Source organism: Halobacillus sp., from assembly GCF_049282395.1.
Classification (GTDB): domain Bacteria; phylum Bacillota; class Bacilli; order Bacillales; family Halobacillaceae; genus Halobacillus.
On record NZ_JBAPTY010000207.1, the window covers coordinates 1 to 12,920 of the forward strand.

General features: G+C 41.5%; 6 protein-coding genes and 1 pseudogene. 6 read left to right on the forward strand and 1 reads right to left on the reverse strand.

Annotated elements, in window-relative coordinates:
• A partial coding sequence (locus WAM07_RS09310) for an SNF2 helicase associated domain-containing protein (RefSeq protein WP_422166279.1) occupies positions 1-2,141 on the reverse strand: 2,141 nt, incomplete at its 3' end.
• Positions 2,142-2,486: 345 nt separating this feature from the next.
• On the opposite strand from WAM07_RS09310, the gene WAM07_RS09315 reads away from it, so the two are divergent.
• From WAM07_RS09315 to WAM07_RS09340, 6 genes and pseudogenes are all read left to right on the forward strand, one after another.
• A complete protein-coding gene (locus tag WAM07_RS09315; protein WP_422166281.1) occupies positions 2,487-4,070 on the forward strand; it encodes a peptide chain release factor 3 in 1,584 nt (527 codons plus the stop codon).
• A gap of 132 nt (positions 4,071-4,202) precedes the next feature.
• A complete protein-coding gene (locus WAM07_RS09320; RefSeq protein WP_422166283.1) occupies positions 4,203-5,840 on the forward strand; it encodes a GGDEF domain-containing response regulator in 1,638 nt (545 codons plus the stop codon).
• On the forward strand, positions 5,837-6,199 hold the full coding sequence (locus WAM07_RS09325) for a response regulator (protein WP_422166285.1): 363 nt from the start codon (positions 5,837-5,839) through the stop codon (positions 6,197-6,199). The genes WAM07_RS09320 and WAM07_RS09325 overlap by 4 nt, the downstream gene beginning before the upstream one ends.
• Entirely contained in the window at positions 6,196-9,414 is a 3,219-nt protein-coding gene (locus WAM07_RS09330; RefSeq protein WP_422166287.1) for an ATP-binding protein, read from the forward strand. The genes WAM07_RS09325 and WAM07_RS09330 overlap by 4 nt, the downstream gene beginning before the upstream one ends.
• A gap of 156 nt (positions 9,415-9,570) precedes the next feature.
• Positions 9,571-11,553, forward strand: coding sequence for an excinuclease ABC subunit UvrB (gene uvrB / locus WAM07_RS09335; RefSeq protein WP_422166289.1), 1,983 nt, complete (start codon positions 9,571-9,573; stop codon positions 11,551-11,553).
• 6 nt (positions 11,554-11,559) lie between these two features.
• Positions 11,560-12,920 (forward strand): annotated as a pseudogene (locus tag WAM07_RS09340) (excinuclease ABC subunit UvrA); the annotation flags it as partial.

Consider the following 12,920-nt stretch of genomic DNA (forward strand, 5'->3'; position numbering starts at 1 on the left):
ACGTCTGCTGATCCCTCTGTAATCATCTGCTGACGGACGATAGGATCTCCGGAGATGATCTGGACGGTCAATTCTGGTGCAAACTTTTCGAGTTCCTTTTTCCAATTATAGACGAGTGAAGCTGGTGTAATAATTAAGACGGGTGCATTCAAGACGCCCTCTTCTTTTTCATGAAGAAGAAAAGTAATGGCTTGAATGGTTTTACCTAGACCCATATCATCCGCAAGAATGCCGCCTAATCCATAGGTAGCAAGAGTTTTCATCCAACGGAACCCAGTCATCTGATAAGGACGTAGATCTGCTTGTAACCCAGCTGGTTTATTTAGATTAAACGTTTCTGGAGACTGAAGCCGCTCCACCAGTTTAGTAAACTTCTGATCCCGCTCTGATTCCTCAGGCTGCAATACATCATCTACTTGCAGTGTGCGGGCCTGGGAAACATGAAGCTCACTGCTATCTATATCCTTAGCTGAGAGGTCGAGTTCATCTGCCAGTCTCTGAAAACGCTCGAACGATTCGGAGGTCAATGAAAGTAAACTTCCATCAGAAAGCCGATAATACTTTTTACGCTCAATCGCGGCTTTCATTGCAGCGCTTACGTCTTCTGAGCTTATTCCATCAATGCCGAAACTGATGTCCAGCCAGCTGCCATCACTTTCCATCTGAACGGAAGGTTTGAGCTGATGATCCTGTTCGGCAAGCAGGGAACGGACAGAAGAAGATAAATAAACTTCAGCATGCTCTTTTAATTTTTGTAAATAGTCGGAAAAGAAAGTGTCAAGGGCTTCTTCTTCTTCAATATACACGATTTCTCCATCAAATTTAAATTCGGCAGATTCAATAATCTGGATGATGGACTGTTCGGTTGTACTGTTGCGCTGAACGATGGTCTGATTGGGAGCAGAGTTCTGTTTGAAAGGATCAATAAGCAGATCACCGTAGCGAAAACGGACATTAATCGTTAGTGTCCACTGGAAGAAATCCAAATAAACTTCTGCCTGTAGCGGATGCTGACTGATTTTTTTCTGTGCTGTTTGATCCAGCTGTACATCGGCTATGGTTTCAAGCTCCGGAAGTACATAAGAAACAATGCCTTCCATATCAGAGTGACTCACGGTGTGGTTCCCATTCGAATTATAAGGAAGCAGAGTGTATAGCGTTCCGAGCACTTCCTCTTTTTGTGGATCGAGTGCATAGAACGTACCTTCCTTGTATAAAAGATGGTAGTCAGCTAGATAATCATAGTTTTTCAAATGGTTCATATGCATATGAAAATGACCGCGTTCTTCTGATATATAAAAAGAGAGCTCAGGGAATTCCGTTTTATAGCGCAGTGGACCCGCCACTTCACCTTTAACAGACACTTGAGCTTGTTGCTCCTCAAGCCTTGGCAGTAGGTTTTGGGCCAGCACCGGGGAGATACGCAGCGTTTTTTTATCGTTTTGTGTCCATTGCTGCTCGTAAAAACGTTCTTGCTCATAGGCCTGCTGTAACAAAGACAGGATTTCTTTATCTTTTTCTTCGAAAACATGGTCGGCCGGGTCGAATGTGAACTTTTTGGATATCCTGTAAGGCTGATCTTTTTGGATATGCTCAAGCAGCTCACGAATGTCTTTTATGACATATGGATAGCCTTCACCAAACTTTAATTCAACACTTAAATTCTTGGTCCCAAGCATAGATTGAAGATGAAGAAAGTATTGAATTTGAATGGGCTTCTTCAAGCCTTCTGACTGACGGTTTTCCTGGCGCTGACGGAAAGTTTCAAATAAGCGCATGGCAAACAGACGATCATGGTTTGTTTCTTTCTTCGCCTGACGTCCTTTTATGGCCAGCTTGGGCCCAAGTTCCTCCAGAGCGCGTTCACGGATAGCTATTAAGACGGCAGCGATATGTTTACAGGTATAGTAATTATTGTAAGCTTCACATTCGCAGGTGGCTTCAACATCATCCTCTTCAAAAAAGAAAACACGCACTTCGTAATCGTGCGTCCCTGCAACGACAGCCCGCCAAGAGCGAATAGCTCCGTTATAAGAAAGTCCATAGACTTTCTTTGATTCATAATATTGTTTACCACGTTTGTAAAAAGTGTGGCCGGTTATTTTCTTGATATCACTTGGTTGTAATAAGTACGATTGCATAAATGGCATCCTTACTATCAGTATTTCCTCTATTATAACAGGTTTGACCAGATGATAATTGACTATATCTGTCACCTCAGGTCCCCCATAAATTCCCACCACAGTTATTCCAGGATATGGATGACCTGAGGTGGGAATTTATGCAAGCGAAAATAGGGGATCTCATGGATTCTTGATTGATTTTAATGCATGGTTGTGCTAACTTTCAAAGTATGAGTTTTATAAATTCGAGATTACTGCTCAATCGAGTGAGCGGTTTTTTTATGGAGTGAATCGGCCAATGTGATACGTATATCCTACCTTACGTAAGTCACCCGAATGAATAATAATATGGAGGATATGACGATGAATATTCAAGACGAAATGAAAAAACGCCGTACGTTTGCTATTATATCCCACCCGGACGCTGGGAAAACGACCATGACTGAGAAAATGCTGTTATTCGGTAATCTCATTCGTTCAGCTGGTACAGTGAAAGGTAAAAAGTCAGGAAAATTCGCTACCTCTGACTGGATGGAAATCGAGAAGCAGAGAGGAATTTCCGTTACTTCCAGTGTAATGAATTTTCCTTACAAAGGCTACCAGGTTAATATACTTGATACGCCCGGGCACGAAGATTTCAGTGAAGACACGTATCGTACCCTGACCGCTGTTGATAGTGTGGTTATGGTGATCGACGGAACCAAAGGAATTGAAGCCCAAACATTGAAATTATTTAAAGTATGTAAAATGCGGGGTATTCCGATCTTCACGTTTATTAATAAAATGGACCGTGAAGGTCGTGAGCCGTTTGAGTTAATGGAAGAAATTGAAGAAACATTGAACATCGAGACTTATCCAATGACCTGGCCGGCGGGCATGGGTAAACGATTCCTTGGTGTATTCGACCGTAATAATGAACAATTCGTTCATTATACCGGTAACGAAGAAGAAGCTTATATTCCTTATGAGCAACTGGACCAACATCCAGAGCTTTCTGAAAATGCTACCTTCCAGGAAGCGGAAGAAGAAATGCTGCTTGTGGATGAAGCAGGAGATGGCTTTGACATGGATAAAGTGATGAAAGGGGACCAGACTCCTGTGTTCTTCGGAAGCGCGCTCGCACCGTTCGGTGTGGAAACATTCTTTAATTCGTTCATCGAGATGGCTCCGGAACCTGCCCCAAGGAAGTCAACGGAAGGAATTGTTGCACCGGACCACGAAGAATTCTCTGGATTTATTTTCAAAATCCAGGCGAATATGAATCCACAGCACAGAGACCGGATAGCCTTCGTAAGAGTTTGCTCAGGAAAATTCGAACGTGGTATGAACGTAACCTTATCTCGTACAGGGAAGTCTTTTAAACTGGCACAATCTCAGCAATTTGTCGCTTCTTCACGAGGAACAGTGGAAGAAGGCTATGCCGGGGATATTATCGGAATCTATGATCCGAATGTGTACCGGATTGGGGACACCATCGTTACTGGTAAATCGAATTTTGAATACGATGAATTACCTCAGTTCCCGCCTGAACTGTTCAAGAAAGTAACGGCTAAGAACGTTATGAAGTCTAAACAATTCAGAAAAGGATTGGAACAGCTGGTGCAAGAGGGAGCCATTCAATTGTTTAAGCGGTATCGATTTGAAGACTATATCATTGGAGCAGTCGGCGAGCTTCAGTATGAAGTCTTCGAGTACCGTATGAAGAATGAGTACAACGTGGAAATAGAGCTGACTTCGGTCGGAGAGCGCATCCCCCGCTGGCTGCGAGAAGACCAGGTTGATGAATCACTATTTGATGAGCGGAACATGCTGGTCGAAGATCGGGAAGGCAATCCGTTAGTTCTATTCAAAAATGATTTCTCACTCCGCTGGTTTGAAGATAAACACCCTGATATAGAATTGACCGATCTCTTTGAAGTGAACCAGTATAATCAGACATTCGAATAAAACTAGGAAACCACTACAGAACATTTGTAGTGGTTTTTTTACAGGAAATTATACCCATTGTTTTCGGAAATCTATTATAATGAACATTAGACCGATCGATAAAAAGTGATTGATTTTATTAGGAGTGGAAATGTGCAATCCTTTGAAAAATATCAGAAATTATTTTTAACTAATGTGTCTAAAAAAATTGAAACCTGGCAGGAACTTCCCTTTGTAGAAGAAAAAGAGATCTACAAATTTCTTCACTCTGTAAAAGGGACGGCTGCTTCTATACAGCTCCCGGAATTATCAACGGAAGCCGAAAAAGTAATGGATCACGTAAACCCAGTATCTACAACAAGCTGGCAAGAAGGTTCATGGTCGGAGTTATTACAGCCGATCTTTCTCCATGTTGCTTTTAATAAGGAATTAGAACTCCCCGGTAAGGAACATGGACTACCCGTCTTTCAAAAAGAGGAAAAACATCCTACGATTTTAATTTTAGAAAATAATTTAGATTTTCTGCATCATTTTCGTAACAATATGGAAAGTCACGGCTACAATATCCTTATCGCTGCCACAGAGGAACGGGCATTGAATCTGTTTTATGACGAAACGCCGGATTTGGTCGTGATTGATTTTTACTTAGAAAATAAAAACGGCTTAGAAATACTGGAAGAAATCAGTACACAGGCCACAAGTATTCTTACTCCTGTCATTATCATCAGCGAAGATGGTTCTCCCGAATTAGCAAAAAAAGTGTATGAAACTTCAGCTCTCGATTTTATCCCGAAGCCTATTGATTTCGAAGTCTTTACTACTCTCATTCGAAACCGGCTCTTACACGTACGATCTTTAAAAAAACAAATCACGACCGATAAATTGACTAAAGCCTATAACCGGACGTACCTCCAGGATTTGCTGGAACGTAAGAAGCGCACGTTCCATAGAAATGAGGAGACATTCTGCCTTGCCATTCTTGATTTAGATGATTTTAAAAATGTAAATGACAGCTATGGACACACGGTAGGTGATAGAGTATTAGTCCAGCTATCTGAAGTTTTACATGCCTCTACCCGTCCTGAAGACAGTGTAATTCGTTACGGAGGCGAAGAGTTTATTGTGGTGATGCCTGTCATAAGCAGAATACAGGCTAAAAGGCGACTCACAAATATGTTAGAAGAATTTAAATCAATTCTTCATACCTATAAGAACTATGAGTTCTCTTTAAGCTTTACAGCGGGATTAACAGAGATGAACAAATCTGTTTCAAACATGGAAGATCTGATTGTGCAAGCTGACTTGGCTTTGTACAGGGGAAAGCGTTCTGGAAAAGGCACCGTCACTATATATGAGCCGACTCAGGATATCCCGAATATATCGAATGCAGAAAAACAGGTCCATATCTCTGTGGTTGATGATGATTCAATCATTAGAGAGATTCTGTCGGACCGGCTTCAAACAATGAAATACTTTGATCACTCTGTGGAAGTTCAAGCGTATAAGGATGGAGAAAGTTTTTTGAAAGACGATCATGAAGGCAAATATAAACATGTTGTCCTTCTTGATGGGGTGCTTCCGGGAATGGATGGGCTGGAGGTATTATCACAGATAAGGTCTTATGATCAGGAAACTGTAGTTATCATGGTCACGGGAAGACAAAAAGGTAAGGATATTATAAAAGCTTTGAATATCGGAGCGGATGATTATATGACCAAGCCTTTCAGCACAGATGAATTAGTTGCACGAATCCGCAGGCTGATTCAACGCCATAAGGGAGGAAAAAGATGAACAAACGTATTTTAGTAGCTGATGATGAAGATGTGCTCAGAATGCTCATCACAGATACACTTGAAGACGAAGGTTATATCATAACGGAAGCTGAAAACGGGAGAGTGGCATGGGAGATCCTGCAGCTTGAAGCGTTGGACTTAGTTATTCTGGATTACATGATGCCAGGATTGACCGGGATTGAAGTAGCTGAAAAGTTAAGTCAAGGTTGTAAAAATCGACCACCTATCGTTATGTTAACCGCTAAAACTCAGGAGTCTGACATGGAGGTGTCCAAGAACGCCGGCATTCAGTATTTTATGGGAAAGCCTTTCAGTCCCATTGAATTAATTCAATTAGTAGAAGAAATCCTGACATGATGGATTATTTTCAAAAATCGATTCGCAGAAAATTCTTCATAGTTATGCTGGTAGTAGTGACTGCCACCTGTCTAGCTACATCGGTTCTTTTTTATTTACAGTACTCCAACAAGAGCCAGCATGAGACGTTGACAGTTGAACTAGTTGATAAACGTAACGTATTACGCAATATAAAAGAAGAGTATCAGACCATGGTTTTTCGAACTCGTGGATACATAGCATTCAATAATAATAATGAACTCCTCCAGGCAAAACAGGCGCGGGAAAACCTTGATGGATATTTATCTGAAGCCCAGGGAATGAATTGGTCTAATGGACGAATCGAACTTTTTTCTGATCTTAATCTGTTTTTGGAATATTACTGGGAAAGTCTAATTCCCAAAGTACAGACGGCTGTAGAAAATGGGAATATTGAAGAAGTTCGGCAACTCAGTCTCGCTAATACGACTGAACAAATTAATGAAATTATCCAAACACTTGAAAATATATCGAATGAAGCTCAACAGACGTTAACTTCACAAAATGACAACTTCCTTGAGCGGATGGACTTGATTTCTTATTTGCTTTTTGCCCTAATGATTCTTGTAGTTTTCATCCTTTCACTTGCTTCAAGAACATTGAGCCGGGGTATAGGACGACCGCTTTCTGAACTCTCGGTAGCATCTGAAGCATTAGCTGCAGGAAGTAATTATAATGAATTACCTTCGAGTAAGCGAAAAGACGAAATTGGTACATTGACGCGTTCTTTTCAATATATGGCCAAGGAAATTGTAGAAAGGGAAGACAATCTTTCTGCACAAAATGAAGAACTGATGGCCCAACAGGAAATGCTTGAATCCTATGTAAATGATTTACGAAACAAGGACTTGGCTTTAAATGAGTCATCCATTGTCGCTATATTGGACGAAGATGGATGGATTCAAACCTGTAACGGTAAATTAGCGGAAGCATCGGATTATACAGAAAGTGGGCTTGAGGGGCGTCATTTCTTAAGCTTAACGGAGGAGTCTTACGAACATACGGATGTAAAGAAGGCCTTCCCAGGAGTAGAACACGGAAAGGTGTGGAAAGGAGAGGTTAGGTGTAACCGTAAAGGGGGAGGGTTTTTTTATACAAACACCACTGTAGTTCCTTACATAAACGAGGATGGCAAAGTCGAACAATTTATTGTTATTCAGAAAGATATTACTGATATAAAACAGGCTCAGCAGCGGTTAAAAGATTCTTTAAGTGAGACGGAGAAGGCAAGAAGTACAGTGGAAAAATTGAATTCAATGAACCAGACGCTTTCAACCACCATGGACAAGCAGTCTTTGCTGGATCAGGTTATTTACCAGCTCTCTATTTTATATCCTTTCGACCATGGAATCTTTATGCTGCTTGATTCTGGCTGGTACGCGAAAATCGGTTTAAGAGAGGAAGATTTGAAGGATGATATTTTAGACTCCTTCGCTCATGTGGTACAGCGGTTACAGGCTCAACGTATCCCCTACATCAGGGAGCGCAAAATGACGATCTATGAAGAGGGTTATTTTAATAAATCTAGTAAAAGTTATGATCTTTATGTACCTGTATTTAATTCCAGAAATAAACTGGAGGCGTTCTTCGTAGCTACAAGGATAGGAGCTTCCTTTGAAAAAGAAGAGATTAATGGAGTTACTTCCATTTTGCAGCGAGTTTCATTATACATCGAAAGAATTGATTCTTATGAACAATCAGAAATTAACCGTCAATTGAATCAGGATATCATTGATAATATAAATGAAGGAATCCTGTTTGTAGATGAATCAGGAAAGCTCGTCCAATACAATCAAAACTGGCTGACATTCCTTGGACTTCCATACATGGAGCAAGAGAATTGGTTAAAGGTGGAGTTTGAAGATTGGCTGCATCAAATTTCTTCCTACATTACAAACGCGGAAAGCTTCACATCCTTTTGCAGAGGAATGGTATTCACTGACGATCATCCAAAGAGCAGTGTGAGAATAGAGGTAGGTGCTGAAGAGGAGTTACGCATAATTGAGGTCTATGCGGAACCTATTTATCACCAGCATGAAAAAGAAGGCATTTTATTTGTATTTCGTGATATTACTTCAGAATTCGAAGTCGACCAGATGAAAACAAACCTGGTTAGTACAGTGAGTCATGAATTAAGAACTCCACTGGCGAGTGTTCTTGGGTATACGGAATTAATGATTCACCGTGACCTCCCGGAAAACCGTAGGAAGAAATATTTAAATACCATTCACGGGGAAGCAAAGCGGCTGACTAACCTTATCAACGATTTTCTTGATCTGCAGCGGATGGAGTCTGGAAAGTCTTCTTTCAATAAAGAAGTAATAGAATTGGGAAGCCTGGTAGAAGAAGTAGTAGAAAACTTTCGTATTACTCATACAGACCACCTGTTGGTGCTCTCAGATCAGACATTAACTTCAAAGATCCACGCAGATCGTGAGAAGATTATACAGTTGATGAATAACATCATAGGGAATGCCATTAAGTTTTCCCCGGATGGAGGAGAAGTGGTGGTAGCTATAAATAACGATCAGTCCAACGTTTATGTACATGTGGCAGATGAAGGCCTGGGCATTCCGGAACATGAAATTACGAAGCTGTTTACTAAGTTCCATAGAGTGGATAATTCAAGTCAGCGTAAAATCGGCGGTACGGGTCTTGGTCTTGCTATCAGTAAGGAAATTGCAGAAATTCATAATGGACGTATATCTGCACTCTCAGAACAAGGATCCGGCAGCGTATTTTCTATTACATTTCCTTTGCATGAACCGTTGCAAAATGAAGATGGACCGGTTGAAAAAGTGCCGCATGTCATCCTTATCGAAGATGATATTAATTTATCTCAGCTTATAAAGGATGAATTAGGTGACGCAGGTATTAAAGTTTCTCATTACAATGAAGGCCGATCAGCTCTTAATGAATTGGAAAAACTGCAGCCTGACGTGTTTATCGTTGATTTAACATTAGCTGATCAAACCTCCGGGTGGGATATTATACAAGCTATTAAGACCTATGATCACCTGTCTGACGTTCCTATATTTATCTCAAGTGCGCTCAGCCACTCGTCGGGAGTTCCAGATATCGAAGTGGAAGGGTATCTGGTCAAACCATACCCTTTAAGAAAACTGTCAACTACTATCATGAAGACCCTTTTACAGGAAAGTAAGACTGGTCAAATTCTTGTTGCGAAGGAAGAATAACCATGAAACTCCTGAGAAATGAAAATTTCTCAGGAGTTTATTTATAACAGGAATAGTTTGGGCATGCTTAGTACCGAATGTTTGTTCGTTTAATGTTAGAATGATAAACTAATGTGGTAAACTAATGATGACTAGTTAAGAACGGAGGTTTTCGTCATGGAGAATAAATTCGAATTGTTTTCACAATATTCCCCGCAGGGAGATCAGCCGCGAGCGATTCAGGAACTTGTTGATGGAATAAATCGTGGTGAAAAACACCAGACTCTTTTGGGGGCGACAGGGACAGGTAAAACGTTCACCATGTCCAACGTGATCCAGGAAGTTAATAAACCTACACTGATCATTGCCCACAATAAAACGCTGGCCGGACAGCTTTACAGTGAGTTTAAAGAGTTCTTTCCAAATAACGCTGTCGAATATTTTGTCAGCTATTATGACTATTATCAGCCGGAGGCCTATGTGCCTTCCTCTGACACATTTATAGAAAAAGACGCGAGTATTAACGATGAAATTGATAAGCTGAGACACTCGGCAACTTCAGCTTTGTTTGAACGAAACGACGTTATTATTGTGGCCAGTGTATCGTGTATTTACGGTTTAGGTTCTCCAGACGAATATCGAAGCCAGGTGCTATCAATCCGTTCAGGAATGGAAAAGGACCGTGACGAATTATTACGTAATCTTGTAGACATCCAATATGCCCGCAACGATATTGACTTCCAGAGGGGTACGTTCCGCGTACGTGGGGATTCTGTTGAAATTATACCGGCTTCACGTGAAGAGCATGCTATCCGTGTCGAGTTTTTCGGTGATGAAATCGATCGGATCCGTGAAATTGATGTTCTGACTGGAGAAGTTATGGGCGATCGTGAGCATGTAGCGATCTTCCCAGCCTCTCACTTCGTAACACGAGAGTCCAAACTTAAAAAAGCAATTGTAAATATAGAGCAGGAAATGATTGAGCGCGTAAAAGAATTACGTGATCAAAATAAGCTGCTTGAAGCCCAGCGCTTAGAGCAGCGGACGAATTATGATTTGGAAATGATGAATGAAATGGGCTTTTGTTCAGGAATCGAAAACTACTCCCGTCATCTAACGTTTCGTGAGCCGGGGGCAACCCCATACACACTGCTGGACTACTTCCCGGATGATTTTATGATTATGGCGGATGAGTCGCACGTTACACTTCCTCAAGTACGGGGTATGTACAATGGGGACCAGGCGCGTAAACAAGTATTGGTTGATCACGGTTTTCGCCTGCCTTCAGCACTTGATAACCGGCCGCTGAAGTTTCCTGAGTTTGAAAACCATATCAATCAAATTACGTATGTATCTGCTACTCCCGGACCCTATGAATTGGAGCACACTCCAAAAGTTATCGAACAGATTATCCGACCGACTGGACTGCTTGATCCAGAAATTGATGTGCGCCCGATTCATGGTCAAATCGATGACCTTGTAGGCGAAATTAATAAGCGCGCCGAAAGGAATGAACGTGTACTTGTTACCACCTTAACCAAGAAAATGTCTGAAGACCTTACGGATTATTTGAAAGAACTTGGCATTAAAGTAGCTTACTTGCACTCTGAAATAAAAACGTTGGAAAGAATTGAAGTTATACGCGATTTGCGAGTAGGAAAATACGATGTAATTATAGGTATTAACCTGCTTAGAGAAGGTCTTGACATCCCGGAGGTTTCTTTAGTTACTATTCTCGATGCTGATAAAGAAGGATTCTTGAGGTCGGACCGTTCCCTGATTCAGACGATTGGAAGAGCTGCACGTAACGAAAATGGACGCGTTATCATGTACGCGGATAAAATTACGAAGTCGATGCAGTTTGCAATCGATGAAACATACAGGCGTCGTGAAAAGCAAATTGCCTATAATGAAGAACACGGGGTTACACCGAAAACAATCCGCAAAGAAGTCCGCGATGTTATTAAAGCAACAGCCGTTTCCGAAGAAGAAGGTTCTTACGACAGCGGTATAAAACGACCTTCTGAAATGACGAAGAAAGAACGCCAGGAAACGATTGACAATATGGAAACAGAAATGAAACAGGCGGCTCGCGATTTAGATTTCGAAAGAGCGGCTGAATTACGTGATATATTATTGGAATTAAAAGCGGAGGGATGAGGAAGTATGGCCAGCAAGCATATTAGTATTAAAGGAGCCCGGGCCCACAATTTAAAAGGGATCGATATTGATATTCCTAAGAATAAACTGGTCGTTATGACAGGTTTGTCCGGTTCCGGGAAGTCTTCTTTAGCGTTCGATACCATCTACGCAGAGGGACAGCGACGTTATGTCGAGTCTCTAAGTGCCTATGCCCGGCAATTCTTAGGACAAATGGATAAACCGGATGTGGATTCCATAGAAGGTCTTTCTCCAGCCATTTCGATCGATCAGAAAACCACCAGTCGTAACCCCAGGTCAACAGTGGGGACGGTAACTGAAATTTATGACTATCTACGCCTGCTGTTCGCACGCGTAGGACGTCCTACTTGTCCTAAACATGGAATTGAAATTAATTCACAGACTGTACAGCAGATGGTTGATCAAATTATGGAGTATCCAGAGAGAACGAAAATGCAAATTCTCTCCCCGGTGGTCTCAGGTCGAAAAGGCGAGCACGCCAAAGTATTTGAACAATTGCAGAAAGAAGGATACGTTCGTCTGCGAGTAGATGGAGAAATGCGTGAGATTTCCGAGGAAATAAATTTAAATAAAAATAAAAAACACTCGATTGAAGTGGTAGTGGACCGGATTGTGGTTAAAGAAGGCGTCGAAGGCCGGTTATCCGATTCAATTGAAACGGCCTTAAAATTAGGCGGTGGGCATACCCTTGTGGATGTTATAGGAGAGGAAGAATTGTCTTTCTCTGAACATCATGCCTGCCCAATCTGCGGCTTTTCTGTAAGTGAACTGGAGCCGAGGATGTTCTCTTTCAACAGCCCTTACGGTGCTTGTAACCGGTGTGATGGTCTCGGCACACAGTTAGAAGTGGATATTGACCTGGTCATACCCGACTGGTCTCGTTCCCTGAAAGAACATGCCATCGCGGCGTGGGAACCAACTAGTTCCCAGTATTACCCTCAACTTCTGAAAAGTGTAGCAGATCATTATGGAATAGATATGGATGTACCTATTCAGGATTTACCGAAGGAACATATGGAGCGAATCTTATATGGAAGCGGCGATGAAAAAGTTTACTTCCGTTACGAAAATGATTTCGGCAAAGTCCGGGAAAATGAGATTTTCTTTGAAGGCGTTATTCCCAATATTTCTCGTCGGTATCGTGAAACGAGTTCAGATTTTATCCGTGAGCAAATGGAAAAATATATGGCTCAAAAACCTTGCCCTAAGTGTAAAGGCAACCGCTTGAATGAAGAAGCCCTTGCCGTATTAATCAACGGAAAACATATTGGCATTACAACTGATTATTCCGTAACCGAAGCAAAGGAATTCTTTGAAGGACTTGAATTGACTGAAAAAGAAGAAAC

Excerpts from the sequence above, each read along its gene's own strand:
- WAM07_RS09325 (WP_422166285.1), top strand. The coding sequence starts at position 5,837 with ATGAACAAACGTATTTTAGTAGCTGATGATGAAGATGTGCTCAGAATG.
- uvrB (WP_422166289.1), top strand. The coding sequence starts at position 9,571 with ATGGAGAATAAATTCGAATTGTTTTCACAATATTCCCCGCAGGGAGAT.
- WAM07_RS09330 (WP_422166287.1), top strand. The coding sequence starts at position 6,196 with ATGATGGATTATTTTCAAAAATCGATTCGCAGAAAATTCTTCATAGTT.
- WAM07_RS09315 (WP_422166281.1), top strand. The coding sequence starts at position 2,487 with ATGAATATTCAAGACGAAATGAAAAAACGCCGTACGTTTGCTATTATA.